The following is a 25,591-nucleotide window of genomic DNA, read 5'->3' as shown; positions in this document are numbered from 1 at the left end:
CGGCCCCGGATGGGCGACGAGGCAACTCGTCGCGCCCGGCACCTCACCCGCTCGGACGGGTCCACGCCATCGTGAAACACGTGGGGGCGGGCCGCGGCGCCGCCTCCTTGCGGTACTCCCTCGGCGAGCGGCCCACGATCTCCCGGAACGTACGGCTGAACGTGCCGACACTGCCGAACCCCACCTCGAAGCAGATGTCCGTCACACTGCGCCCGCTCTCCCGCAGCAGGTACATGGACCGTTCGACGCGGCGTCGTTGCAGGTAGCGGTGGGGCGTCTCACCGAAAGTGGCCCGGAAGGTGCGGCCGAAGTGCGCCGGTGACACGTGGGCGATCGCGGCCAGCGAAGGCACGTCGAGCGGCTGCGCGTACGCCCGGTCCATGGCGTCCCGGGCGCGCAGCATACGGCGGTTGGTCTCCTCGGCGGCACGGCTCACGGCGCCATTCCACCATGGCCCCCGTCGCCCGGAGGGGGTGCGGATCGCGGCAGCCCTCCTTCGCCGAGTTCGACGAGCAGCCCGTACGCCGTCGCCGTCAGCCCGCTGGTCCGGCCGCGCCGAGTCGAGAGCGCGACGAGCGCCGTCCCGGAGGCGCGGTGGAAGCCCAGGAAAGCCTGCTGTCCCGGCGACGAGCCGCCGGAGCAGAGCAAGGGGCCGCCGTCGAGCGACTGTTGGAGCCAGCCCGCCAGCGTGTGGGTCTCGCGGAGCGCGGACGGCCCCCGGGTCAGTTGCGGCGCCTGCGCGTCGAGCAGGGCGCCACGCAAAGGCCTACGCTCCGGCGCGAGTTGCGCCTCCAGGCAGGTCAACAGGTCGTCCGGCGTGGCGCGGACACCCGCTGCCGGGGCGAACGCACCCATGCGCACCGGACGTACGGGAGTCACCCCGTCCCTGCGGTGCCCGACGGCGACGGCGCCGCGCGGCCCGGCGGCCGTACTGGTCGACGTCAGCCCGAGCGGCCCCAGGACGTGCCGGGCGAGGAGCGTCGGGAAGCGCTCACCCGCCGCCTCCTCCAGGGCCGCCGCGAGAAGCGCGACCCCGAAACCGGAACGAGCCCAGTGCGCGCCCGGACGGTGCCGGGGCCGGGTCCGCGCGAACGCGTCGAGCAGCCGCGCCGTGTCGTACCGGTCGTAGCCGCTCGCGTACGGGCGCACGACGACGCCCGTCGACAACCCGGCCGGGAGGCGCGGCAGCCCGGAGGTGTGCGTCGCCAGGTGGCGCAGGGTGATCCGCCGGGCCGCCGCCGGGAACCGCAGCCGCAGAGGCGGGAGCCGCGCGATCAGCGGGTCGTCCAGCCGGACGGCTCCCTCCCGGGCGAGCGCGGTGAACAGCAGCACCGTGTACGACGCGGACAACGACCCCACCTCGTAACGCAGGCCCGGCCGGGGCGGGTCGGGGGCCGGACCGGTGCCGCCCGTGACGACCGTACGGCGGCCCGCGCGGCTCACGGCGAACACCACGTCGGGCGCGTCCACCCACTCCAGCGCCACCCGCAGCCGTTCCCGGATCGCCGTGTCCGCCGGTCCGTCGCCCTCCGTGGGGTACGTCGCGTCCGGCCGCTTCACGTCCGCACGCCCGGCAGCAGGTGGGCGGCCGCGACCTGGAGCAGCACCCACGGGTCGCCCCCGGCCCCGCGACGGACACCGTCCAGTCCCTCACCCAGCGGCAGACCCGACGGCGCACCCGGCAGCAGCGCGAGCCACCGCCCGACCCCCGCCGCCTCCCGCCAGTCCCCGCGCCGCACGGCATCCGCGAAGGCGTAGGACAAGTCCAGGGCCCGCGCGTCGAGTTCGGCACCGAGGGGCGTCTCCCGCGCATCCGGTACGGCGAGAGCGGCGAGCTGCGCCACCAGACGGGGCAACCGGTCGGGCGCCGCCTCACGCACCCACCCGGCATCCGGCACCGCGATGTCGGCGGTCCGGCACACCCGGACGTCCGACGCCTCCGCCCCGCCCCCGGTCGGAAGAACCACGCGCGCCGCCTCGACGAGCCCGTGGTGCCGCCACCGCGAAACCTCCGAGCACCCCGGCTCGGACGGAAACGCGTCCAGAACCCGGCCCACCAGCAACGAGTCCTCCGGCACCGGCACATGGCCCGCCAGACGGTACGGCGCGAGCGCGTCGGCCCCGAGCACCCGCACGGCGACGAGCGCGGTGGGATCATCCGGGCGCAACACCCGGCACAACGCGAAAGAGCCGGTGTCGGCGGCGCCTTCGCACGTACCGGCGCTTCCCGTGTCGGCGGCGCCTTCGCACGTACCGGCGCTTCCCGTGTCGGCGGCGCCTTCGCACGTACCGGCGCTTCCCGTGTCGGCGGCGGCTTCGCCAGTGCCGGCGCTTCCCGTGTCGGCGAGGGGGCGGCGGCTTTCTCCACCGGCCAGCGCGCGGGCGATCTCCCGGCTCGCGACGGAGAGCACCGCGCTCAGGGAGGGTGAGGCCCCGGCCTCGTCCCGCGCGGCCACCCGTTCTGCTTCCTGCCGCATCTCCATATGCTGCTCCTCCACCACCTGCTCCTCCACCACGGCCCGGCCGCCCTTACCTGGTGTCCGGTGCGGGAGCGGGGCAGGGCTGCGGCGCGGCGGTCCGGAGGGCGGGCGGCGGGGCGGCTACGGAGGGGCGGGCGGATTCGGGCGGCGCGGGTGCGGGCGGCGGAGCAGGCGCGGGCGGCTGGGTGGCTGCCCGGAAGGCGGCCAGCCGGCTGATGAGCGGCGGACGTCGTACCGGCCCGTACGGGGCGAGGGCCCGGGACGGCGGGGACGGCGGGCACGGGGCGAGAGCGCGCGCGGTCCTCGCGGCGCGGCTGGCCACCGAGGCCCGGGTTCTGGAGGTGGGGCGGGAAGCGCCAGTGGTGCGGGGAGTCTCCGCGGTACTGATGGTTTCCGTGGTGCTGGTGGTGCTGGTGGTGCTGGTGGTGCTGATGTTCCCTGTGGTGCTGGTGGTGCCCGTGATCTCGCTGGTGCGGGTAGTGCCAGTGGCGCGGGTGGCGCGGGAATTGCGGATGAGCTTTGACGCGCGGTCCCCGTCCTTGTCCATGAGCCCAGCTCCCTCCCGATACCCCCGGTTCCTGCTGCTCGGTGAGAACAGCGTCACATTTCATCCGAAAGGGCGCAAAAGAAAGCCGGTTCGGCGGCGTCGGGCCGAGGCCGAGACGCACGAAGCACCGCTCCGAATAGAGAGCACCGCTCTCCCTCGCGAGCACCGCCCTGGAGAGCACCGCTCTCTCCGGCGAGCACCGCCCCTCTTCAGAGCACTGCTCTCGACGTGGGACGGCGCTCTCAGAGGGACGCCAGCACAGGCAGACGGAAGTACAGGCAGCCGTGTCTGCACCCTCATAGCCCGATGAGCGTTCTGGGCGCCGGCCCGCCGGTCGCCACGAACCCCTTCCGCTGTTTCATCACATCAATGCCCTCCCCACGCACCTCCCGATAGGCTGCTGCGCGAGAACGCTGAGGGCTCGGGTGGCCTGTCCCCGTACCGGTTTCCCAGCCGGGGCCGTGGGGGCCGCTCGCACGAACGGGACGGGACGAGGCACGCGCGATGAGCGATCTACGACTCGAAGACACGGTGTTCGAGGATCTGAAGGACACCTTCTCCACGATCAGCGACCGTATGGACCGGGTGCGGCGGACGCTGAAGAACACGGACGCCTCAGCGGTCGGCGCGAACAAACTCGTCGAAGAGGTGCACGAGTTCTCCGACGAGTGGGGTTACGGCGTCAAGCAGCTCGGCAAGCACACGCACGGCGCCGTCAAGATGATCGACAAGATCGGCCAGGAGTTCAGCAAACTCGACCAGGACCTCGCGGCCTCCCTGAAGTCGACCCACAAGGGCGGTAAGTCCGGCTCCGGCAAGGGCCACTGAGGTGACGGCGAAGCGGCCGGCCTTCCCCCACATCGGCTGGGACCCGACACCCGGGGACCCCGACGACACCCGTGAACTGGCGAAGAAGCTGGGCGGTCTCGCCTCCGAACTCGGCACCTCCCTCCAGGAGCTGGGGCGGATCGAGTGCGGTGCCTGGAAGGGCCAGACCGCGCTGGCCTTCGTCCAGTACATCGGCCACGACGTGACCCCGCTGGTCCGCAAGAGCCACGACTCCTTCGCCAAGGCGTCCCGGGCCCTGCACCGGTGGGCGAACCAGCTGGCGGAGTTCCAGGACGAGGCGGACCGCCTGGAGCGCACCGCCGGAGAGAAACTGGCCGCCAGGGAGAAGGCGCAACAGCAGGCCGAGGACCCGGACAAGGGCGACGACGAGACCAAGAACGGCAAGGCACTCGCCAAGGCGTCCGGGGCCGTGGACGAGGTCACCCAGAAGGTGGACGACCTCCAGGACCGCTACGAGCGGGCGGCGGCCGCCGCGGGCAAGGAACTCGACAAGGCCGGCGACCTCGCACCGAACGAGCCGGGCTTCTGGCACAAGCTCGCGAAGGGCGTCGCCGAGGCGTGGGACGCGACCGGGCAGTGGATCGAGGACCACGCCGAGTTGGTCAAACAGATCGGGGACCTGCTGAGCGACCTCACCGGGATGCTCGGCCTCCTCGCCATCATGTCCCTGCCGTTTCCGCCTCTCGCAGCGATTTTCGGCACCGCCGCGCTCATCGCCAGCGGATTGGCCCTCGCGGCCCACAGTCTCGCGAAGGCGCACGGTGCGGACGTGAGCTGGGTGTCGATCGGCTTCGACGCAGTCGGCCTGGTTCCCGGGTTCGGGGGGATCGGGAAGGGGATCAAGATGGCAGACGAGGCAAAAGCCCTCTCCACGGCCTCCAAACTGGGTAAGAATTTCGTCGTGCGCGATCCGGCCGAGGCTCGCAAGCTCTTCTCCAAAGGCTTGCAAGCCGCTGAGAGCACTGGGGGATTGCGGCTACTCTCCGGAAAAGTAGTCGTCTACGGGAAGGCGAATTTGTACTCGGTGGAGCACGCCGGCAGCGGCCTTCTGTCGCGCATGGGTGGCGTGGCGAACGCGGGCTATCACGGGGGTCAGTTGATGGGCACCAAGGGGATGCGGCTGATAGCACCGAAGGTGAACCCTCACGGGGTCGCGTCGCGCATCGGGGCACTCGATCCCTTCAGCGACCAAGCCATGCTGGTGGACGGAGCGGTGAAGATTGCTCCAAAGCTGCTCAGCTATCCCCGCCACATGTGGGAAGCACTCAGCTCGGAAGAATCGGCGGAAGAGGACGGCCCCGGTAGGTGACATCGGTCCCGGTCGAAGCAACTGTCCGGGCGCGGTGAGTTTATGGCGGGCGAGAAAGCGTGAGGAATAAGGGCCATGAAGATCTGGGAGCCAGAGCCGGGCGAAACACTCCTCACCCGTGCCTACGTTCGCTTTGCCGCCGGTGCGGATACAACGGTGCATGGAATGCGCTGGTTTCGGGACTCCGAACGCCGCGATATCACAGGCGAGTTGACTGACTGGCCAGAAGGTCCGGTGTACACCGCCCACAGCGAGAACTCCGCACAGGCCCGCAATACGGGTAAAGGGTTCCTCGCTGTGGCGGGTGCCCTGATCCTGGGCGCACTGTCCCTGAACACCGAAAGTCTCCTGTCGGTCGAGAGCGGCGCGTCCCGCACCTCCGACGACCCCGAAAATGAGATCAACGACTTTCCTGTGCTCTGGGCAGCACCAGGTGCGGTGGCGCGCACCTTGCCCTGGCAGCTTGACTCGGATCGCGTCGACCATGAGCGATACCGCACTCACCTGGCAGTCACCGATCGCCGTCTACTCTTCCTTGGTACCCCGTACAGCGGGAAGGCCGCCCGGCAGATCGAGGATCACGTTCTCTGGGAGGTCGCTCGCGACCTGGTCCAACGGGTGGAGTTGCCGGACTACCGGCATCTGCGAGACTTCCGGATCGTCTTCACCGACGGGTCGTGGTGCCGTCTTCGGGCGACCCCCCGGGCTCACACAGTGCGGTTTCTCAGCTACCCCTACGAGTTGATCGAGCTGGACCAGTTGCCTCCTGGCGTGCTTACCACCCTTGAAGGCCAGGCGGAGGCGAACCGACAGGGCCCACACGAGTCCCTGTTCGTTGCCCGGAGACCTTGCGGCCACTTCCTCGCGGTGTTCCCCGTCAAAGACGGCCTCACTGCTACCTGGGGCTTGCGTACTCGCAGTGTGTGCCTCGCCCACGACGGCACCGTAGTCAGCCCGCAGGACTACCACCCGGGGGACCTGTGAGCCTGGCAGCCCGAAGGCTCGCGGATCCGCCGACCACCGTCGTCCCCGTCCGGAGACGCAAACACGCGGGCGCAGTAAGCGTCCATCACCCTTCTCAGCCGGAGAAATCTTGCTCCGCAGCAATACACCGTGAATCCCGACAGCCCCCGTCGAGTAGAGCGACCTCCGCTCTCCGGACCTCTGACACGATCAGGACCCATCCCATGGCCATCACCACCCCCGCCCCTCCCCTCCCCGCGCCGCCGCCCTTCGCCTTTCAGGTTCCCGAAGGGATTCTGGCCCTGCCGCTCGGGGACACCGAGGAGGAGCGGGAGGTGCGGGCCCGGGCGTTCGTGCGGGAGTTGTATGCCGAGGGGGATGCGCGGGTGTGGGAGCCGGCCGCCGCCTACTACGCCTCGCTCGCCGAGATGATGGGGGCCGGCGGGGTCTCGTACGCGGCTGTGGGGCTGTTCGCGACCGGGCCCCTGGACGAGGAGGGGCGCGGGCGGCCCGGTGACGGGGTCGCGCAGTGTGCGCTGTCGGTGGCTGTCGCCCCTACCGGGCAGGCGGCCGGGGACGTCGACACCGTCGCCCAGGGGCTGCGTGCCGTGCTGGGGGCCGATCCGCTCAACGACGTGCGCTGGCTGGACCTGCCGTGCGGTCCCGCTGTCGCCCGGATCACCCTCACGACGTACCGGCTGACCCCCGAGGTCACCGCCGACGGAGCGCCCGGGGAGCTGCCGACCGGGCAGATACAGGCCCATGTGCCTTTTCCGAACGGCCCGTTCACCGCTGTCTTCACCCTGGACACCGCCTCTCTGGACCACTGGGCCGAGTGGTGCGAGGTCCTGGCCACCGTCCTGGACACCGTGTCCTTCGACGATCAGGACGCCTGACCCGGGGGCCGGGGCGGCGTCGAGTCACACGCCCCGATCATTCCCAGCCCCCCGCCGTCCACGAGCCGCGCCCCGCCCCCGTCACCCGTGGTGCTGTTCCTCCGGCGCCCTGCGCGGCAGGAGGCGCAGGGCCGGGAGGCAGGCCACGGTGATGGCGAGGACGGTGATCAGGCTGACCGTCATCGCGTGCGCCGGGGCTCCCGAGTGGAAGTAGACGGTCGTGACGATCGCCGAGCCGAGGCCGTTCGCGAGCTGCTGGATCGCGCTCAGGGAACCGCTCGCGCTGCCCGCCTCCCCGGGGTCGATGTCGCCGAGGGCGAGGTCGAAGATCGTGCCGAAGCAGGCGCCCATGCCCAGGCCGGTGAGCAGGACGGCGGGGGACAGCGTCCACAGGGACACGTCGGTGCCGTACGCGAGGACCAGGGCCAGCAGCCAGGCGGCGCCCGCGATCGTGCACACCATGCCGAGCAGGACGAGGGTCCGGCCCAGCCGCTTCGTGAGCGCCATGCCCGCGATCGCGGCCAGGATGATGCCGATGGTCAGCGGGAGCAGGCCCAGGGACGTCGCGCCGGGGCTCGCGCCGAGGGCCTGCTGCATGAACAGGGACATGACGTAGACGAGTCCGCTGGTGACCGCGAAGAACAGCAGTCCGACGATCAGGCCCGAGGTGAAGCCCCGGTTCCTCAGCAGGGACGGCTTGACGAGCGGTTCGGCCGCCGTGCGCTGACGCCGGGCGAACAGGGCGAAGGCACCCGCCCCGACCGCGAGGCTCACGACCGGCAGGACGCCCCAGCCGCCGCTCGATCCCTCGATCAGGCCGAACAGCAGCCCGAACATCGTGACGGCGAGGCAGGAGGCGCCCGCACCGTCCACCGTGAGGGAGCGGTCGGCCGCCATACGCGGCAGCAGCTTCGCCGCGAGAGCCACGCCTACGGTGCCGAGCAGGATGTTGATGAGGAAGACGGGCCGCCAGGACAGCCCCGCGAAGTCGGCGTCGATCACGAAACCGGCGAGGATCGGGCCGCCCACCGAGGCGAGGCCCAGCAGCGGGCCGAACAGGCCGAAGGCCTTGCGCATCATGTCGCGCGGGAAGGTCCTCGTCATGATCGCCATGCCCTGCGGGATGAGCAGCGCGCCGAAGGCGCCCTGGACCGCCCGCGCGACGATCATCAGCGCGGGATCGGGTGACAGTCCGCACACCGCCGAGGCCAGCGTGAACCCCGTCATGCCGATCAGGAACAGGCGCCGCTGCCCGAACTTGTCGCCGAGCCGGCCGCCGAGTACCAGCAGCACGCCCATCGACAGGGCGTAGGCGGAGCCCAGCCACTTGATGAGGGGTTCGCCGCCGCCGAGGTCCCGTTCGATGGTGGGCGCGGCGATGTTGGTGACCGTCGAGTCGATCATGTCCAGGGCGTCGGCCACGAGGACCAGGCCGAGGATCAGCCACAGCATCGTCTTCGTGACGGGACCGGTCCCGCCTCGGGGGGCGTCGTCGGACGCGGTCCGGGGCGAGGGCGGCGACGACAGCGACGACGACGCGGACTCCTCGGGAGGGGCGGACGGCTCCCGCGTCGCAGACGGGTTGGCCGTCAGGCTGGACGCCGGACTGGACGTCGGGTTGGGCGTCGGGGACGCCAGCGGGTTGTTCGAAGTCTCCGAATCCATCGGGACCAGCTCCTTTCGGGGTTCTCCGGCACCGCCGGGCCGCCTGCGCGGATCACGGCCGGTTCCGTGCCGTTCGCCGATCCGCGCCGGGCCCGGTGCCGCGCCGGCCTCGTCGGGCCGGACGCCACCAACGTAACGAACATGTTCGTCGCGAACATGTTCGTCGCGAACAAGTTCGTCGCGAACCCGTTCGTTACGGTGAGGGCATGGACGAAGGACGAGCGACCACCGGCGCCGACACCGGCACCCCCACCCCGCGCAGCCGCCGCGAGCGCCCCGCCAAACCGGCTCTGACCAGGGCGGGAATCGTTGGAGCCGCGATGCGGATCATGCGGGAGGAGGGTCTGCGCAAGGTCACGATGCGCCGGCTCGCGAAGGAGCTGGACACGGGTCCGGCCTCGCTCTACGTCTATGTGAGCAACACGGCCGAGCTGCACAGCGCGATCCTTGACGAGTTGCTCGGCGAGCTGGAACCGCCCGCCGGGGACGGCCCGTGGGACGAGCGGCTGATCGGGCTCCTCGGTTCGTACACCACCCTGCTCTTCGCGCATCCGAGCCTGGCCGGGTTCGCGCTGGTGAGCCGGCCGAGCGGCCCGCACTCGCTGGCGCTGCTGGAACAGCTCCTGGCTCTGCTGGACGAGGGCGGGGTGCCGCCCGCGCAGGCCGCCTGGGGCGTGGACGTACTGCTCCAGCAGGCCACCGCCGTCGCCGCCGAGCAGTCCGCCCGCGACCAGGACATCGACGCCCACGACGACTGGAACGCGATGACCCGAGCGGTGCGGGAGGCGCCCGCCGCGACGCATCCGCACGTCCACGCGCTCGGCTCCACGCTGCACTCCGGCGCGCCGCACGAGCGTCTGACCTGGAATTTCCGGACCCTGATCAACGGCATTCTGCACACCCCGACACCCGAGAGCCCGATCCGGGCACCCGGACCCGGCACCGGCCCCCGGGACCACTGAGCAAGGAGCGTCAGCACCATGGAAGACAGCGCCACGAGCCAGAACGCCCCGGGTGAGCACACCCCGGGCAATGACGCCACGAGCGGCAGCGCACAGGGACAGGTCCCTCACCACCCGATCGCCGTCGTCGGCGCGGGGCTCGGCGGGCTCACGCTGGCACGGGTCCTGCACGTCAACGGCGTCGAGGCGGCCGTCTACGACCTGGAGGCGTCCGCCTCGGCCCGTACGCAGGGCGGCATGCTCGACATCCACGAGGACTCGGGGCAGGTGGCGCTGCACGCGGCGGAACTGCACGAGCCCTTCCTGAACCTGGTCCATCAGGGCGGGGAGGCCCAGCGCGTCCTGGACCGGGACGGCGTCCTGCGGCACGCGGACGACTCGGAGGGCGGCCGGCCCGAGGTCGACCGCGGTCACCTGCGGGACCTGCTGCTCGGCTCGCTGCCCGAGGGCACCGTCCGCTGGGGCGCCAAGGCCGTCGCGGCCCGCACCCTGCCGGACGGGCGGCACGAGGTGACCTTCGCGGACGGCCGTTCCTGCACCGCCGACGTCCTCGTCGGCGCGGACGGCACCTGGTCGCGGGTGCGGCCGCTGGTCTCGGACGCCGTGCCCGCGTACACGGGGGTGACCATGGTGGAACTCGACCTGCTCGACGCCGACACCCGGCACCCCGAGAGCACCGCTCTCGTCGGCAAGGGCATGTTCTTCGCGCTCGGTGACAGCCGGGGCTTCCTCGGCCACGGCGAGCCCGACGGCAGTGTGCACGTGTACGCCGCGCTCCGGGTCCCCGAGGGCTGGAGCGGCCTGGTCGACTTCGCCGACAAGGAGGCGTCGACGGCGGCGGTCCTGGAGTTCTACGAGGGCTGGGCGCCGGGCCTGCGCGCGCTGGTCGCGGACGCCGACGGCCCGCTCGTGCCCCGCCCCATCCAAGCCCTGCCGGTGGGCCACCGCTGGGACCGGGTCCCCGGTGTGACGCTGCTCGGCGACGCCGCCCACGTCATGTCGCCGTTCGCCGGGGAGGGCGCGAACCTCGCGATGCTCGACGGCGCCGCACTCGGCCGCGCGCTCGCCGCCCACCCGGGCGACCCCGAGGCCGCGCTCGCCGCCTACGAGAAGGACCTGTTCCCGCGCTCCGAGACCTCGGCCGCCGAGTCCGCCGTCGGCCTCGACCTGTGCCTGGCCCCGGACGCCCCCCGCGCCCTGGTGGAGATGTTCGCGGGCCACGAGGGCTGAGGCACCGGGCGGACGGGGAACGGGGCACGGGGGCGCGGTGCGCGACAGGCCGGCGGCGGCCCGCGCGGGGCGGGAAAACCCGCGCGGGGGCGGGAAAACCCGTATGTTCCCGGTCCCCCGCCCGCCTACTGTCCCCCCATGGACACCGACACCCCACTCGACCCCGGCACCCCGCGCGAACTGCGCACCGAACGCCTTCTCCTGCGCGGCTGGCGGGCGGGCGACCTGGCCCCGTGGGCCGCGCTCAACGCCGACCCCGAGGTCCGCGCGTACTTCCCCGAGGTCCTGGACCGGGCGCGGAGCGAGGCGAGTGCGGCCGAGTTCCAGCGTCAACTGCTCGAACGCGGGTGGGGCTGGTGGGCCGTGGAGGTGCGGGCGACCGGGGAGTTCATCGGCTTCGCGGGCCTCGACCCGGTCGACGAGGACGTGCCCTTCGACGGGGTCGAGGCGGGGTGGCGGCTCGCCAGGAGCGCCTGGGGACACGGTTACGCCACCGAGGCGGCCCGTGCCGTACTCGCCTTCGGCTTCGAGGAGTTGGGGCTGCCCGAGATCCTCGCCCTGTGCGCCGCCGGGAACCTGCGCTCGCGCGCCGTGATGGAACGGCTCGGCATGCGGCACGACCCGGCCGAGGACTTCGACGACCCGACGGTCCCCGAGGGCCCGTTGCGCGCGAGCGTCGCCTACCGGGTCGGCGCGGCCGTCCCGTCTCCGCGTCCGTAGACCGGCGGCTCCGCCCGCTGAGGCCCCTGGCCTCGGCCTCGAACGGGAGGCGCTACCAAAGTCGCCGGGACCGCGACTTTCCCCCGATGGTCCCGGCCGGGCGTTCCCGGAACGCTCTCCTCATGGACCTTTCCTCCCCCGCCCCGCGCGGCCCCGGCACGGTCGTCGGCCCCGCTCGTTGGCTGCTGCCCTGCGCGGTCGCCGGGGCGCCGCTGCTCGGCGCGGCACTCGCCGGCTGGGCGCTGCCGCCGCTCGGCCGGTGGCTGTCCGGCCTTCCCGCCCTGCCCTTCCGTATCGTGTTCCGCTTCCTCGGCGGGATCGACGCGTGGTGGGAAGTGGCCCTCGCCGTCCTCGTGGGCGCCGCTGTCGGTCTCGTCCTCGGACTGTCCGCACTCGAAGGACAAGTACTGCGGGTGAGTATCGACGCGGAAGGGCTCCGCCTGGAGGGCGGTACGCGGGACGGCGACGTGGCGCGCGCGGACGTGTCCGCCGTGTTCCTGGACGGGAGCCGTCTCGTCGTCCTCGGCCCCGACAGCTTCCCGGTGCTCCACGGCCCGCTCCCGCCACCGCGCACCGCGACCGCCGACCGGCTCGCCAAGTCCGCCCGGCGGTACGGCTATCCGTGGCGGGACGCCGACCCGTACGCCGCCGAGTACCGGCACTGGAGCCACGGACGCACCCCCGGCCTCCCACCCGAGGCCGGCACGATGCTCGACGCGCGCCGTACCGCCCTCGAACGCAAGGCGGTACGCGAAGTCGCCGCGCTGGAGAAGGCGTTGCGCGAGCACGGCTGGACGGTCCGCGACGAGGACGGACAGCAGTACGTGCGGCCGCTCACGCGCTGAGGGCGCCGCCCTCTCACTCCCCCGTCGCGCCGTCCGTCAACTCCCGCACGATGTCCAGGTGTCCGGCGTGCCGGGCGTACTCCTGGAGTACGTGGAAGAGGATCCAGCTCAGCGTGGGCGGCGTCGCGGGCGGCTGGAAGCGTCCACCGGTACGGGCGCGCTGCTGGAGGGAGGAGGCCGCCGCGACGATCTCCCGGGACCGGGCGCTCTCCTCGGCGAACAGCTCGCGCACGTCGGCCACGCTCTCCTCGGCCGGCACCTGCCAGCGGCCCGTCTCCGGGGCGTCGTCACCCCAGGCCGTGCGCTCGTCCATCGGCTCCGCCAGGAAACCCCAGCGCAGCCAGCGGCGTTCGACGTGGGCGAGGTGCTTGAGCAGTTCCAGCGGCGTCCACCCGGAGGGCAGCCGGCTGCCGCGCAGCTCCGCCTCGGACAGCCCGTCGAGCTTCCCGAGGACCGTCGAACGGTAGTAGTCGAGATAGGCCGGCAGGAGTTCGGCGGGGTCTTCGAGCGACTGCGGCGGCTCGGCGGCGGCCGAGGACGCGACCGGGGCTCCCGCGCCAGGCGTGGAGGACGCACCGGGCGTGGAGGACGCGCCGGGCGTGGAAGACGCGCCGGGCGTGGAAGACGCGCCGGGCGTGGCCGCCGGGTCAGGCGTGGAGGACGGGTCAGGCGTGGAGGACGTCATGTCGGCACGCTAACGCCCGCCCCCTCCCGTCCACGCGCCTTCGCCTCAACTGTGGTGCTCCAGGTCGCGGGCCCCTTCCCGTACCGGAGCCGGCGGCCGGGTCTGCGCGTCGAGGCCCGCCCCCTCCGTCATGCGGTTGGCGAAGGTCGACAGCGTGTACGTGCCGATGCCCATGACGACCTCCAGGGCGTTGCGCTCGGTGTGGCCGTGGCGCAGGAACGCGTCCATGGCCTCCCGCCTCACCCCGCCCGCCGTCTCCAGTACGTGCAGGGTGAACTCCCATACGGAGTTGAGCCGTTCGTCGGGCAGTAGGCGCTGTTCCAGCAGCGCCGCGACCACCTCCGGTGCCACGTCCAGCCCGCGCAGGCGGGCGGTGTGCATCCGGACGCAGGTCTCGCAGCCGTTGCGTACGGCGACGGTCAGGACGACGACCTCGCGGGCCGGCGCGTCGAGCGTCGCGCCCTCGAAGGCCGCGCTCAACGCCAGGAACCCGTTGAGCAGTTCCGGCGAGGACGCGAGCCGCCCCACCGCCGGCATCACCCGGCCCTGCGGACCGGCCGTCCGCCGCATCGCGGCACGGGACTCCTCGGGCGCCGACTCGATGGTGTGCACGGGAAACATGCCCGCCCCCTAAAATAGACAACATGGTTGACGAGAAAAAGGTAAACCAGGTTGTCGATGAAGGCAAGGGCGCTCCCCCCACTCCCCCCGGCTACGAGCTCCCCCTGCTGCTCCTCGCCGGTTTCCGCACCCTGGTCGACGCCCTGCACGAGGACCTCGCCCGCGAGGGCCACCCCGACGTGCGGCCCGCGCACGGCTTCGCGATGCAGGCGATCGGCGCGGAAGGGGCGACGGCCGTGGAGATCGGGCGGCGGCTCGGCGTCAGCAAGCAGGCGGCCGGGAAGACCGTCGCCGCGCTGGAGGCCCTGGGGTACGCGGAACGCGCCGCCGACCCGGGCGACGCGCGCCGCAAGCTCGTCCGGCTCACCCCGCGCGGGTGGGACGCGCTGGCCCGCTCGGCCGCCGGCTTCGACCGTCTGCGCGCCGCCTGGGCCGCCGCCCTCGGCGAGGACCGCGTCTCCGCGATGGAGTCCGCCCTGCGCGAGGTCGTCTCGCCGCACACCCTGCGCCTCGACGCGAGCGGCTGGCTCGGCGGGGCCTGAGAAGCGGACGTGACCAGGGCGCGTGCGTATCGTTGGACCGCGCGGCCGCGCATGAAGATGCACCGGCCGGGGAGGAGCGCCAACGATGACCGTCGTAGACACCGACAGGATCGCCATGGCAGACAGCAGTGGGCCGGACCTGGACCTGGACACGATGTTCGAGCTGCTGGAGCGGATGCCCACCCCTGAGGGTTACAAGACGGAGATCGTCGAAGGGGTCATCCACATGTCACCGCAGCGTGACGTCCACTGGCAGATCATCCGGCGCATCGTGCGCGCCCTGGAGGACGCCTTCGGGATGGACGCGATCGTGCTCTCCGACGTGCGGATCGACTTTCCCGGCCACCTCAACGGGTTCGCCCCGGACGTCGCGAAAATCCGGGAGGGCGCGGTGCGCTCCGACGCCGGCTGGCGTTACCAGGACGTCGAGTTCGTCGCGGAGGTCATCTCCCGGGGCACCGCGGCCAACGACTACGGACAGAAGAAGACCGCCTACGCCTGGGCCGAAGTGCCGGTGCTCCTCATCGCCGACCCGTACCAGCGCAGGTGCCACGTGTTCAGTGAGCCGAAGGGCGGCGTCTACGCGGCGGAGACGAGCCTCGCCTTCGGGCTCGGAGTCGACCTCGGCAGCACCCCCCTGGGCCTGACGATCGACACCGGCGCGTTCCCCGTCGACTGACCCACCACCCCCGCTTCCCCTCCTCCCCGCAACCGCCGATTCCCCGCGCCCACTTGCCTGGAGCGCACTCCAAGGAGTTGGCTGGAGTGTCATGAGGTACACGCAGCTCGGACGTACGGGACTCAAGGTCAGCAGGCTCGTCCTCGGGACGATGAACTTCGGACCGCAGACCAACGAGTCGGACAGTCACAGCATCATGGACTCCGCGCTGGACGCGGGGATCAACTTCTTCGACACGGCCAACGTCTACGGCTGGGGCGAGAACAAGGGACGTACCGAGGAGATCCTCGGGACGTGGTTCGCGCAGGGCGGCGGCCGGCGCGACAAGGTCGTGCTCGCCACCAAGGTCAACGGCTACATGGGGGCCGGCGAGCCCTGGCCCAACCACGACAAGCTGTCCGCCGTGAACATCCGGCGAGCCGTCGACGCGAGCCTCAAGCGGCTCCAGACCGACTACATCGACCTCTACCAGTTCCACCACGTCGACCGGGACACCCCGTTCGAGGAGATCTGGCAGGCGATCGACGTCCTGATCCAGCAGGGCAAGATCCTGTACGCGGGCTCCTCCAACTTCCCGGGCTACAAGATCGCCCAGGCCAACGAGCTGGCGGCCCGGCGCGGCATGGTCGGCCTCGTCAGCGAGCAGTGCCTGTACAACCTCGCCGAGCGGCGCGCCGAGATGGAGGTCGTCCCGGCCGCCCAGGAGTACGGGCTCGGGGTCATCCCGTGGTCCCCGCTGCACGGTGGTCTGCTCGGCGGCGCGCTGAAGAGGGAGCGGGAGGGCTCGGGGTCCGGCCGCAGCGCCTCCGGGCGTTCCGCGGACGCGCTGAAGAACAGCGCGGTGCGTGAGCAGGTGCAGGCGTACGAGGACCTGCTCGACAAGCACGGGCTCCAGCCGGGCGACACAGCGCTCGCCTGGCTGCTGACCCGCCCGGGAGTGACCGGCCCGATCGTCGGCCCGCGTACGGCGGAGCAGCTGGAGTCGGCGGTCCGCGCGGTCGACGTGGAGCTGTCGGACGAGGTGCTCGCCGGTCTCGACGAGATCTTCCCCGGTCCGGGCCCCTCCCCCGAGGCCTTCGCCTGGTAGGAACCGGTCCCACGGCCGGCCCACGGCCGCATTCCGACTGACCCCGACTCGTCTTCGAGGCGGTGGCGGCGGACCGTTCCCGGTCCGGCGACTACTGGCCGACGGCCGCCGCCACCGCCACGACGACGAACATCAGTACGAGCACACCGGCCATGATCCGGTTCCTGGTCTTGGGGTCCACCCTTTGAGGTTAACGGTCCCCCGGGGCGCCCCCGGTCAGTGGGTACGTCGCCTGCGTCACGTACCGGGGCCGGGCGCCGCGCAGTCCGCCGGGCGGCAGCTCGCTGCGGACCAGGCTCAGCTCCCGTACCGTCCACGGCGTTCCGGTGAAGGCGTCGAGCGCCCGCGCGAAGGGGCCCAGCGGGGTACGGCGGTCGCCGCGCGCGAGCGTGAGGTGCGGGCGGTAGGGGTGCTCGCGCCGCGCGGCCCCGCCCGGCCCGCAGGTCTCCCCGCGCCCGGTCCCGTCCCGCCCGCCGGTCTCCCCGCGCCCGGCCTCGTCCTCCTCGTCCGTCCGGCCGGGCCCGGCCGGTGCTACCGGCACCGCGTCCGCGAGTTCCCGCAGGGCTTGCACCTCGCCCCGTAGGCCCGTCCACAGCGTGCTGTCCCCGAAGTGGCCGCCGCCGTGCAGGGCGAGCCGCAGCGGACCGTGCGCGCGGGCCGCCGCGCGCAGGGCCGGGTCCAGCGCCCCGGGGTCGGCCTCTCCGTGGAAGGCGAGGGTCAGGTGGCGGCCCGCACCCTCCGTCCAGCGCAGCCGGTCCGCGCCCGGCAGGGAGCGGACGGGGCGCAGCGCCCGGGCGAGTTCGGCGAGCGCCTCGGCGGGCGGGATCAGCGCGGTGAAAAGTCTCATGCCGAGCAGTCTGCGCCGCGTCGCCGCCCCCGGGCGCCTACCCTCTGGCGCATGGACACCTCCCGTGCACTGACGCTCCGGCCCGGTTCCGCAGACGATGTCCCGGCCGTGCTCGGCCTGTTCGACGGCGCGATGGAATGGCTCGTGGCGCAGGGCCGTACGGGGCAGTGGGGCACCGCCCCGTGGTCGGCGCGGGAGTCGGCGGTCGCCCTGGTCGAGGGGTACTTCGCGAAGGGCGGTCCGTGGATCGCCGAGCTGGACGGGGCGGTCGTGGGGACGGTGACGCTCACCGACGGGCCCGGCCCGTACCTCGACCCGGCGCCCGAACCGGAGCGGTACGTGCATCTGCTGGTGAGCGAGCGGCGGCTCGCGGGGCACGGCATCGGGGCGGCGCTCCTCGCGCACGCCGCCGCCGAGACCCGCCGGGCGGGGGTCTCGCTGCTGCGCGTGGACTGCTACGCGGGCGACGACGGGAAACTCGTCGACTTCTACCGCAGTTGCGGGTTCCGTCCGACGCTCGCGTTCACCGAGGGGCCGCAGAACTGGCCGGGGCAGGTGCTGGAGATGCGGGTGGACTGAGCCGTGGAAGCGGGGACGCCACCGGAAAGCCGAACCGGTGCGTGGGGCCACCGCCGGACTCGCGTGACCGCCGCACTCGCGTACGGAGAAGGGGTGACCGCCCAAGCCGGAAAGGCCGGGCGGTCACCCCTTTCGCTCGCGTCTCCGCCTCGCTCGCGCGTCTCCGCCTCGCTCGCGCTTCCCGCGGTTCAGGCCGCCGCGGCGAGCTGTTCGCGGGGGACGAACCTGACCTGCGGGTGGCCGTGGTTCCAGCCGAGCTGGACGCGCAGTCCGCCGATCCGGGCGAGGACGAGGCCGACTCCGGCCGCCGCGAGCGCCGCGATCGCGCCGCCGGCCGCGAAGCCGATCCGGGCGCCGTAGGTGTCGGTGATCCAGCCGAGCAGCGGGGCGCCGACGGGCGTGCCGCCGGTGAACACCATCATGTAGAGGCTCATCACGCGCCCGCGCATCTCGGGTTCCGCCGCGAGCTGCACCGACTGGTTGGCGGTGACGTTCGTGGTGAGGCCGAACATGCCGATCGGGACGAGCAGCGCCGCGAACACCCAGAGGTTCGGCGTGACGGAGGCGACGACCTCCAGGACGCCGAAGGCGAGGGCCGCGCCGACCAGGAGCCGCAGCCGGGTGCTGCTGCGCCGTGCGGCGAGCAGCGCGCCCGCGAGGGAACCGGCCGCCATCAGGATGTTGAACATCGAGTAGGTGCCGGCCCCGGCGTGGAAGACGTCGTCGGCGTAGGCCGAGAGCCACACCGGGAAGTTGAACCCGAAGGTGCCGATGAAGCCGACCAGGACGATCGGCCAGATCAGCTCGGGCCGCCCCGCCACGTAGTGCAGGCCCTCGCGCAGCTGTCCCTTGCCGCGCTGGGCGCGGCGGCCCTCGTGCAGTTCGGAGGAACGCATGAGGACGAGGCCGACCAGGGGCGCGATGAAGGACAGCCCGTTGAGCAGGAAGGCGTAGCCGCTGCCGACCGCCGTGATCAGGACACCGGCGACGGCCGGGCCGACGAGCCGGGCGGTCTGGAAGTTCGCCGAGTTGAGCGAGACCGCGTTGCGCAGCTGGTCGGGGCCGACCATCTCGGAGACGAAGGTCTGCCGGGCCGGGTTGTCCACGACGGTCGCGAGACCGAGGACGAAGGCGGTGAGGTAGACGTGCCACACCTCGACGTGGCCGCTCAGCGTGAGGATCGCCAGGGCGACACCGGTCAGGCCCATGACGGTCTGCGTCACGAAGAGGATCTGCCGCTTGGGCAGCCGGTCCACGAGTACGCCGCCGTACAGGCCGAACAGGAGCATCGGGAGGAACTGCAGCGCCGTCGTGATGCCGACCGCCGCCGAGGAACCGGTCAGGCTCAGCACCAACCAGTCCTGGGCGATGCGCTGCATCCAGGTACCGATGTTGGAGACGACCTGCCCGGTGAAGAACAGCCGGTAGTTGCGGATGCTCAGCGAGCTGAACATGCCCTGCTTGCGCGGCTCCCGGCTCTCGCGGGACTCCCGGCTCTCCCGGGACTCGCGCGGCTCGCGGGACTCCTGCGGCCCGCCCGCCCCGCCGGGCCCGGTGGCCTTGCGCAGCGAGGTGGTCTCACGCGGCTCGGTGGTCTCGCGCGGTTCGCCGGTCGGCGCGGTGCCGGCCGTCTCGGACAGCTCACCGGCCCTGTCACCCGTGTCACCCCTGTCACCGGGGGCGGCGCTCTTGCGGGGCTCGCCCGCCCTGTCGGGCTCGGCGGTCTCGCGGGGCTTGCCAGGTTCGGCCGGGCTGCCCGGGGTCTTGTCGAAGTTGTCAGGTGCGGGGGCGGAGTCTGCTCCGGTTCCCGTACTCAAAGACCTTCGCCTTCCTTTCATGCGCTCGTACGTCGGTCACGGACGCGGGGCGGTCGGCGTACTTCCCCCGCGTCCGGCGGCTCACAGGTGCGCGAGCTTCTCCAGGACGGGAGCCGCCGCTCTCAGCTTCTCCCACTCGTCCTCGTCCAGCTCGGCCGCGAGGCCCGCGAGCCAGACGTTCCGCTTGCGGCGGCTCTCCTCCAGCATGCTCACCGCGCGTTCAGTCGAACTGACCACTTTCTGGCGCCGGTCCTCGGGGTGCGGCTCCAGCCGGACCAGGCCCTTCGCCTCCAGCAGGGCCACGATCCTGGTCATCGAGGGCGGCTGCACGTGCTCCTTGCGGGCCAGCTCACCAGGGGTGGCCGAGCCGCAACGGGCGAGCGTGCCGAGCACCGACATCTCGGTGGGGCTGAGGGACTCGTCGACCCGCTGGTGCTTGAGTCGACGCGAAAGCCGCATCACTGCGGAACGGAGGGAACTGATGGCGGCCGCGTCCTCGCCCTGACTGAGGTCAAGCATGGTAGTTAGAGTAACTCATTACTCTGGCTAAAGACGCTGGAGGAAGGTGCCACCGACGTGTCCTCGCACACATCCAGTCGACACGCCGGAGACACTCGTACGCAAGCGCGCCTTCACCCGTAAGAGTGAGACACGTCCGGAAAATATCGGTCTCGGCCCCGTCACCTGGACGCTGGAGGCATGGGGACCGATGTGCTCAGCCTGCGGATCGACGGTGAGCTGCTGGACCGCGTGCGCGCGCACGCCGCCCGGCGCGGGATGACCGTACAGGACTACGTGATCAAGACCCTCGTACGCGAGGACTTCGACGAGCGCTTCAAGACGGCCGTCGAGAAGACGGAGAAGTTCTACGGCTAGCGGACCAGAACCGCGTACGACTGACGGAGGCCGCACCGGACCGCAGCGCGACCCACCGCGCCGCGCCGGGTGCGCGAAGGGCCGCCGCCCCCTCGCGGGGACGGCGGCCCTGACGTGATGCGCGGTACCGGGCGGGCTCAGGTGAGCTGGAGCGCCGGCATCAGGTAGTAGAAGGCGAAGACCGCCGAGACGATGTACATCGCGACCGGCACCTCGCGCCAGCGGCCGACGACGATCCGCAGCACGGTGAAGGTGATGAAGCCGATCCCGATGCCGTTCGTGATCGAGTACGTGAACGGCATCATGACCATGGTCAGGAACGCCGGGATGGCGATCGTGAAGTCGCTCCAGTCGATCTTCGCGATCGAACCGGACAGGATCAGGAAGCCCACCGCGACCAGCGCGGGCGTCGCCGCCTGGGACGGGACCATGGTCGCGACCGGGGTGAGGAACAGCGCGACGACGAACAGACCGCCGGTGACCAGGTTCGCGAAACCGGTGCGCGCGCCCTCGCCGACCCCGGCCGTGGACTCGACGAAGCAGGTGGTGGCCGAGGAGGAGCTGGCGCCGCCCGCCGCGACCGCGATGCCGTCCACGAACAGGATCTTGTTCATGCCCGGCATGCCGCCGTCCTTGGTGGTCAGGTGCGCCTCGTCGCCGACGCCCATGATCGTGCCCATGGCGTCGAAGAACGTGGACAGCAGGACCGTGAAGACGAACAGGACGCCGGTCAGGATGCCGACGTGCTTGAAGCCGCCGAACAGGCTCACCTCGCCGATCAGCCCGAAGTCCGGGCTCGCGACCGGGTTGCCCGGCCACTCGGGGACCGTCAGGCCCCAGGACATCGGGTCCAGGTCGGCCACCGCGTTGATGATGAGCGCGAGGACCGTCATCGCGACGATGCTGATGAGGATCGCGCCCGTCACCTTGCGGACCAGCAGCGCCACGGTCAGCAGCACGCCGAGCACGAAGATCAGGACCGGCCAGCCGTTGAGATGGCCGTCGTTGCCGAGCTGGAGCGGCACCGTGGTGTGCGCGACGTCGGGGACGCGGGAGACGAAACCGGAGTCGACGAGCCCGATCAGCAGGATGAACAGGCCGATACCGATCGAGATGCCCTTGCGCAGCCCGCCGGGGACCGCGTTCATGACGCGTTCACGCAGTCCGGTCGCGACGAGCAGCATCACGACGAAACCGGCCAGCACGACCATGCCCATCGCGTCCGGCCAGGTCATCCGGGGCGCGAGCTGGAGCGCGACCACCGTGTTGACGCCGAGGCCCGCCGCGAGGGCGATCGGGACGTTGCCGATGACGCCCATGAGCAGGGTCGTGAACGCGGCGGTCACGACGGTCGCGGTGACGAGCTGGCCGTTGTCCAGCTGGTGCCCGTGCATGTCCTTCGCGCTGCCCAGGATGATCGGGTTGAGCACGATGATGTAGGCCATCGCGAAGAAGGTGGCGAAGCCACCCCGGATCTCCCGGCCGAAGGTCGAGCCGCGCTCGGAGATCTTGAAGTAGCGGTCCACGGCGTTGTGGGGCGGGGCCCCTGCCGGGCCGCCGGGCACGGCGTCCGTGACGGTTGCCGAGGTGGGCATGGAGAACCTCAAAAGTGCGGAGAGCTACGGGGACGACGGGTACGCGGGGGTGGGCGCGCGATCCGCGCGCCGCCCCGGGTGCCCGGCTTCGGCCCCAGAGGTTGGCCCAAACCGGTTGCTTTGTTGCTTCTTACGAAAGAACTCAGCCATACCCGAGCTGTTTCAGTATGAATACATGAGCCCGAAATAGCTATCTCCGCGCGTAGAACGCAAGCGGAACCGACTCCCGGGCGTGTCGCGCCGCGCGCGCCGACCCCCGGAGCGGATCAGCCGACCCCCGGATCGGACCAGGGGGTGCGCCGGGCCCGGCCCCGCGCGCGCTACGTAAGCTGGGCTCATGGAGAAGTGGATCCCGAAGCACGAGGCGCCCGAGCCGCTCGAAGGCCCCGTGGTGGCGACCATCACGATCGGCACCGGCATCTGGTTCCTGCTTTTCCTGGTGCAGCTGCCGTTCTACGGCTGGTTCGACGACCACGGGCACCTGTGGTGGCTGTGGACCTGCCTGACCGGGGGCGCCCTCGGCTTGTTCGGCGTCTGGTTCGTCCGCCGCCGCGACCAGGCCATCAAGCGGCACGAGGCGGAACAGGCGTCCGGCGCGGCCGGGGCCTGAAACCCGCCCTCCTCGCCCGCGCCTACGCGCCGGGGCCCGTCGGCGCCCGCGCCTCCGGGGCTCTCAGGGCTCGTGCGTCAGGTACCGGCGGGCCACCGCGCGGTTGTACTTCTGGAACAGGTCGCCGAGCGCGCGCAGGTCGTCCTCGCTCCATCCGTCGAGCAGTTCGACGAAGCCCTCCGCGCGCAGCCCGCGCACCTGGGCCGCCCGCTCCAGCCCCTCCCCCGTCGGCGTGACGAGGCTGCGGCGCCGGTCGGCCGGGTCCGGTGAGGTCGTCACGAGCCCCTTGCGGCGCAGCGCGGCGACCTGGCGCCCCGCCGTCGAGGGGTCGAGGCCCAGCATCGCGGCGAGCCGGTTGATGTCCATCGGCCCGGCGCCCCCCAAAGTGGCGCCCGGCTCCCCGGACGTGAGGGTGCGCAGCATCAGGTACTCGGCGCGGTCGAGGCGGTCATGGATGGTGCTGCGGCGGTGCAGCAGTTCGAAGTTCCTGTTCAGGAAGGCCGCCTGCCGCTCGATGCGGTCGATGAGGGGGGAAGGCTGCGCGGCGGGCCGCTCCGGCTCCTCGGTGGTCAACTCGTCGCTCCTGGCGTTCCCGGGGCGCACGGCCCGTTTATCGGTACGATACATGCTATTATATGCATCGTACATGTATTGCGGTGCTCCTCGTGTCCACCGCCACCGACCCCCGACCGGCTCCCGAAAGGATCAGATGGCAGGGCTCACGCAGGGCAGGGCAGCGGGGATACGCGACCTCTTCGTCGCCTCCGACCCCGGACTCGGCAGGTTCAGGACGGCCGCCTCGGCCGGGCTCGCGATGGCCGGCGCGCTCGCGCTGGAGTACCTCTTCGCGCGGCTGACCCACGCGGACGCGCAGTCCACCATGGTCTCGATGATCATCGGCACCGTCGTGGCCATGCTGGGCTCGAACGCGCTGGCCGGGCACGAGGTACTGCCCAAGATCCGTACGGCCGTGTTCTTCCCGGTCGCGATCGGGCTGGGCCTGGCCGCCGGGATGGCGGTGAGCGGCCGTCCTGACCTCATGCTCGTGGGCTTCGTCGTCGTGATGTTCGCGGCCGTCTTCGTCCGCCGCTTCGGGCTGCCCTTCTTCTTCTACGGCTTCATGGGCTGGATGGGGTACTTCTTCGCCTCCTTCCTGCACCCGCCGATGAGCAAGTTGCCCGCGCTGCTGCTCGCCGTCGCGCTGTCCACGGCCTGGGTCCTGCTGATCTCCACGACCGTGCTGCACACCCGTTCCGGTACGACGCTGCGCCATGTGCGGCGCTCCTTCGGGGCGCGGGCGCGGGCCGTGGCGCGGGCCGCCGCCGAGCTGCTCGCCGCCGGGGACCCGGCCCGCCGGGCCCGGCTGCGGCACCGGCTGCACGTACGGCAGCTGCGGCTCGTGGAGGCGGCGCTGATCGTGGAGGGCTGGTCGGCGCAGTCCGGCGCGCTGCCCGAGGGCTGGTCGGCGACCGCGCTGCGGCGCCGGCTGCTGGAGTCCCAGCTCGCGATCGAGTCGCTGGCCCAGGCGGCGGACGCGCTGACCGGCCCGGACGGCGGCGTCGTCGGCTCGGTGGCGACGCGGCGCGCCGCGCACCGGGTCGCTGACCTGCTGGCCCGCCACCAGTACGGCGAGGCCGCCCGGGCCGCGCGCGATCTGCTGGACGCCGTCCCGGACGCGACGCCCGGCGCGGGGCTCCCGGCGGCGCGGCAGCTCGCGGCCGCCGCGGCGGAGTACGTGGAGCTGGCGCGGCGCGCGGAGCAGCCGCCCCGGGTCGGTGACACGGGCCCGGAGTTCGAGCCCGCCGTGGGGCTGGTGCTCGGCAACCTGCCCGGCTCCGCCTCCGTCGCCAAGGAGGTCGACGCGCGCGGCCGGCGCTGGAACCCGGTGCGGCACTTCGCGCTGAGCACCCGGCAGGCGTTCCAGGCGGCGCTCGCGGGCGGGATCGCGATCGTGGTCGGCAAGGAGATCTCGGAGCAGCGGTACTACTGGGCGGTGATCGCCGCGTTCATCGCGTTCACCGGGACCGCGACCCGCTCGGAGACCTTCATCAAGGCGACGCACCGGGTCACCGGGACGCTGGTGGGGCTGGTCGCGGGGATCGGGCTGGCCCATCTCACCACCGGGCACACGCTGACCGCGCTCACCGTGATCGTGCTGAGCGTGAGCTGCGGTTTCTATCTCGTGAAGGTCTCCTACGCCTTCATGATCTTCTTCGTCACCATCATGGTGTCGCAGATGTACACGCTGCTGCACGAGTTCTCCCCGGCCCTGCTCGTGCTGCGGCTGGAGGAGACGGCGGCGGGCGCCCTCGTCGGCATCCTGGTGTCCCTGCTGTTCCTGCCGACGAGCACGCGGGACACGGTGAACGACGCGCGCGGCCACCTGTTCTCGGCCCTCGCCGACCTGCTCGACGAGGTGGCGCACCGGCTCACGCCGGCCGGCGTGAGCGGCGGTGACGACGGCGGCCGCCCCGATCCGGACGCCCTCTCGCGCGCCGTGGACAACCGGCTGCGTGCGATGGCCCTGGTCGCGGCCCCGCTGACCCGGCCGCTGGTCTGGGGCAACGACCCCCGTCTCGTACGACACCGGCTCACGCTGTACGCGGCGGCGGCCCGGCGGGGGCGGGTCCTCGCGGCGCTGGTCCGCGAGGAGCGCACGCCGGACGGGGCGCGCGCGGTCCTCGGGGACGAGGCGGCGGACGCGGCGGCGGCCGAGGCGTGCCGGGCGCTCGCGGCGGCCTGCCGTGACCTCGCGGCGCACCCCGGCCGCTCCCTCGCGCCCACCGCCGAGGTGACGCTCCGGCTCGGCCAGGCGCGCCGTGCCCTGGACACGGTGGACGGCGCGGGTGTCCTCGGGCGGAGCGCGGCGCTGCCGCCCGCCGTACGGCTCACGGCGCTGCTCGGCGAACTGGCCACCGCTCCGGCCCTGCGGACCGGCGGGCCCGTCTCCGTGGTGCGGTCGGTGCGGTCCGGCTCCGCGGCGTCCGCCGGGTCCCCCGCCCCCTCGACGGGCTCGTTGACCGTGGCGCGCGGCGGGCCGCGGACACCGAACGGCGTACCGGCCGTACCGCCACCCCTCGCCCCTCCGGCGGCGGCGGGCACGCAGGGTCACCCGCCGGAACCGCCGGTCAGCGGCGGTACTGCGCAGGGATGACCCGGGCCCGCCGGCGACTCCTCCCTGAGAGGG

Annotated in this window: 26 protein-coding genes; 15 read left to right on the top strand and 11 right to left on the bottom strand. The window is 72.1% G+C overall.

Going from position 1 to position 25,591, the window contains the following annotated elements; translation table 11 throughout:
• Positions 1-43: 43 nt before the first annotated feature.
• From AB0J21_RS04915 to AB0J21_RS04905, 3 genes are read right to left on the bottom strand one after another with little or no spacing between them, the layout of a single operon-like run.
• A complete protein-coding gene (locus AB0J21_RS04915) occupies positions 44-436 on the bottom strand; it encodes an AraC family transcriptional regulator (RefSeq protein ID WP_363144387.1) in 393 nt (130 codons plus the stop codon).
• The gene (locus AB0J21_RS04910) at positions 433-1,560 is read right to left on the bottom strand and encodes a serine hydrolase domain-containing protein (RefSeq protein ID WP_363144386.1); all 1,128 of its coding nucleotides are present in this window, start codon (positions 1,558-1,560) and stop codon (positions 433-435) included. Before AB0J21_RS04910 ends, AB0J21_RS04915 begins: the two co-directional genes overlap by 4 nt.
• Positions 1,557-2,498, bottom strand: a complete 942-nt coding sequence (locus AB0J21_RS04905; protein WP_363144385.1) for a hypothetical protein — start codon at positions 2,496-2,498, stop codon at positions 1,557-1,559. The genes AB0J21_RS04910 and AB0J21_RS04905 overlap by 4 nt, the downstream gene beginning before the upstream one ends.
• A gap of 1,033 nt (positions 2,499-3,531) precedes the next feature.
• Between AB0J21_RS04905 and AB0J21_RS04900 the strand changes: the two genes are divergently transcribed.
• The 4 genes from AB0J21_RS04900 (at position 3,532) to AB0J21_RS04885 (ending at position 7,044) form a co-directional block, all read left to right on the top strand.
• Positions 3,532-3,855, top strand: coding sequence for a hypothetical protein (locus AB0J21_RS04900; protein WP_363144384.1), 324 nt, complete (start codon positions 3,532-3,534; stop codon positions 3,853-3,855).
• Between the two features lies 1 nt (position 3,856).
• Positions 3,857-5,185, top strand: coding sequence for an enoyl-CoA hydratase/isomerase family protein (locus AB0J21_RS04895; RefSeq protein ID WP_363144383.1), 1,329 nt, complete (start codon positions 3,857-3,859; stop codon positions 5,183-5,185).
• A 75-nt stretch (positions 5,186-5,260) separates the two neighbouring features.
• The gene (locus AB0J21_RS04890; protein ID WP_363144382.1) at positions 5,261-6,169 is read left to right on the top strand and encodes a hypothetical protein; all 909 of its coding nucleotides are present in this window, start codon (positions 5,261-5,263) and stop codon (positions 6,167-6,169) included.
• Positions 6,170-6,372: 203 nt separating this feature from the next.
• Entirely contained in the window at positions 6,373-7,044 is a 672-nt protein-coding gene (locus tag AB0J21_RS04885) for a hypothetical protein (protein WP_363144381.1), read from the top strand.
• A gap of 81 nt (positions 7,045-7,125) precedes the next feature.
• Here AB0J21_RS04885 and AB0J21_RS04880 read toward each other — a convergent pair whose 3' ends face one another.
• Entirely contained in the window at positions 7,126-8,709 is a 1,584-nt protein-coding gene (locus AB0J21_RS04880) for an MFS transporter (RefSeq protein ID WP_363144380.1), read from the bottom strand.
• Between the two features lie 206 nt (positions 8,710-8,915).
• Between AB0J21_RS04880 and AB0J21_RS04875 the strand changes: the two genes are divergently transcribed.
• The 4 genes from AB0J21_RS04875 to AB0J21_RS04860 all read left to right on the top strand — a co-directional run bounded on the left by AB0J21_RS04875 (position 8,916) and on the right by AB0J21_RS04860 (position 12,466).
• A complete protein-coding gene (locus tag AB0J21_RS04875; protein WP_363144379.1) occupies positions 8,916-9,671 on the top strand; it encodes a TetR/AcrR family transcriptional regulator in 756 nt (251 codons plus the stop codon).
• Between the two features lie 18 nt (positions 9,672-9,689).
• Positions 9,690-10,901 carry an NAD(P)/FAD-dependent oxidoreductase gene (locus AB0J21_RS04870; protein WP_363144378.1) on the top strand — a complete coding sequence of 404 codons (1,212 nt, stop codon included), beginning with the start codon at positions 9,690-9,692 and terminating at the stop codon, positions 10,899-10,901.
• A 138-nt stretch (positions 10,902-11,039) separates the two neighbouring features.
• Positions 11,040-11,621 carry a GNAT family N-acetyltransferase gene (locus tag AB0J21_RS04865; RefSeq protein ID WP_363144377.1) on the top strand — a complete coding sequence of 194 codons (582 nt, stop codon included), beginning with the start codon at positions 11,040-11,042 and terminating at the stop codon, positions 11,619-11,621.
• Between the two features lie 122 nt (positions 11,622-11,743).
• Positions 11,744-12,466, top strand: a complete 723-nt coding sequence (locus AB0J21_RS04860; protein ID WP_363144375.1) for a hypothetical protein — start codon at positions 11,744-11,746, stop codon at positions 12,464-12,466.
• Positions 12,467-12,479: 13 nt separating this feature from the next.
• Here the strand turns inward: AB0J21_RS04860 and AB0J21_RS04855 are convergent, their stop codons facing one another.
• A complete protein-coding gene (locus AB0J21_RS04855) occupies positions 12,480-12,953 on the bottom strand; it encodes a DinB family protein (protein WP_363144697.1) in 474 nt (157 codons plus the stop codon).
• A 243-nt stretch (positions 12,954-13,196) separates the two neighbouring features.
• A complete protein-coding gene (locus tag AB0J21_RS04850; RefSeq protein WP_363144374.1) occupies positions 13,197-13,772 on the bottom strand; it encodes a carboxymuconolactone decarboxylase family protein in 576 nt (191 codons plus the stop codon).
• A 23-nt stretch (positions 13,773-13,795) separates the two neighbouring features.
• Between AB0J21_RS04850 and AB0J21_RS04845 the strand changes: the two genes are divergently transcribed.
• The 3 genes from AB0J21_RS04845 (at position 13,796) to AB0J21_RS04835 (ending at position 16,080) form a co-directional block, all read left to right on the top strand.
• Entirely contained in the window at positions 13,796-14,314 is a 519-nt protein-coding gene (locus AB0J21_RS04845; protein WP_363144373.1) for a MarR family winged helix-turn-helix transcriptional regulator, read from the top strand.
• Positions 14,315-14,399: 85 nt separating this feature from the next.
• The gene (locus tag AB0J21_RS04840; RefSeq protein WP_363144372.1) at positions 14,400-14,993 is read left to right on the top strand and encodes a Uma2 family endonuclease; all 594 of its coding nucleotides are present in this window, start codon (positions 14,400-14,402) and stop codon (positions 14,991-14,993) included.
• Positions 14,994-15,084: 91 nt separating this feature from the next.
• The gene (locus tag AB0J21_RS04835; protein ID WP_363144371.1) at positions 15,085-16,080 is read left to right on the top strand and encodes an aldo/keto reductase; all 996 of its coding nucleotides are present in this window, start codon (positions 15,085-15,087) and stop codon (positions 16,078-16,080) included.
• A 190-nt stretch (positions 16,081-16,270) separates the two neighbouring features.
• On the opposite strand, the gene AB0J21_RS04830 is transcribed toward AB0J21_RS04835, so the two are convergent.
• Entirely contained in the window at positions 16,271-16,927 is a 657-nt protein-coding gene (locus tag AB0J21_RS04830; RefSeq protein ID WP_363144370.1) for a 2'-5' RNA ligase family protein, read from the bottom strand.
• Positions 16,928-16,978: 51 nt separating this feature from the next.
• Between AB0J21_RS04830 and AB0J21_RS04825 the strand changes: the two genes are divergently transcribed.
• Complete coding sequence (locus AB0J21_RS04825) at positions 16,979-17,506, top strand: GNAT family N-acetyltransferase (RefSeq protein WP_363144369.1); 528 nt, start codon at positions 16,979-16,981, stop codon at positions 17,504-17,506.
• 188 nt (positions 17,507-17,694) lie between these two features.
• Here the strand turns inward: AB0J21_RS04825 and AB0J21_RS04820 are convergent, their stop codons facing one another.
• Both AB0J21_RS04820 and AB0J21_RS04815 read right to left on the bottom strand, forming a co-directional pair.
• A complete protein-coding gene (locus AB0J21_RS04820; RefSeq protein ID WP_363144368.1) occupies positions 17,695-19,323 on the bottom strand; it encodes an MFS transporter in 1,629 nt (542 codons plus the stop codon).
• 81 nt (positions 19,324-19,404) lie between these two features.
• A complete protein-coding gene (locus AB0J21_RS04815) occupies positions 19,405-19,842 on the bottom strand; it encodes a MarR family transcriptional regulator (protein WP_363144367.1) in 438 nt (145 codons plus the stop codon).
• Positions 19,843-20,022: 180 nt separating this feature from the next.
• Between AB0J21_RS04815 and AB0J21_RS04810 the strand changes: the two genes are divergently transcribed.
• A complete protein-coding gene (locus tag AB0J21_RS04810) occupies positions 20,023-20,199 on the top strand; it encodes a ribbon-helix-helix protein, CopG family (RefSeq protein WP_363144366.1) in 177 nt (58 codons plus the stop codon).
• Positions 20,200-20,336: 137 nt separating this feature from the next.
• Here the strand turns inward: AB0J21_RS04810 and AB0J21_RS04805 are convergent, their stop codons facing one another.
• Positions 20,337-21,794: an NCS2 family permease gene (locus AB0J21_RS04805; protein WP_363144365.1), complete on the bottom strand. Its 1,458-nt coding sequence runs from the start codon at positions 21,792-21,794 to the stop codon at positions 20,337-20,339.
• 337 nt (positions 21,795-22,131) lie between these two features.
• Here AB0J21_RS04805 and AB0J21_RS04800 point away from each other — a divergent pair, with 337 nt between their 5' ends.
• The gene (locus tag AB0J21_RS04800) at positions 22,132-22,404 is read left to right on the top strand and encodes a DUF2530 domain-containing protein (RefSeq protein ID WP_363144364.1); all 273 of its coding nucleotides are present in this window, start codon (positions 22,132-22,134) and stop codon (positions 22,402-22,404) included.
• A 63-nt stretch (positions 22,405-22,467) separates the two neighbouring features.
• Here the strand turns inward: AB0J21_RS04800 and AB0J21_RS04795 are convergent, their stop codons facing one another.
• Positions 22,468-23,031, bottom strand: a complete 564-nt coding sequence (locus tag AB0J21_RS04795; protein WP_363144363.1) for a MarR family winged helix-turn-helix transcriptional regulator — start codon at positions 23,029-23,031, stop codon at positions 22,468-22,470.
• An 82-nt stretch (positions 23,032-23,113) separates the two neighbouring features.
• Here AB0J21_RS04795 and AB0J21_RS04790 point away from each other — a divergent pair, with 82 nt between their 5' ends.
• Positions 23,114-25,558: an FUSC family protein gene (locus tag AB0J21_RS04790; RefSeq protein WP_363144362.1), complete on the top strand. Its 2,445-nt coding sequence runs from the start codon at positions 23,114-23,116 to the stop codon at positions 25,556-25,558.
• Positions 25,559-25,591: the final 33 nt, after the last annotated feature.

The organism is Streptomyces sp. NPDC049954 (assembly GCF_040656295.1).
GTDB lineage: Bacteria > Actinomycetota > Actinomycetes > Streptomycetales > Streptomycetaceae > Streptomyces.
This window is presented reverse-complemented; position numbering and strand designations above follow the sequence as displayed.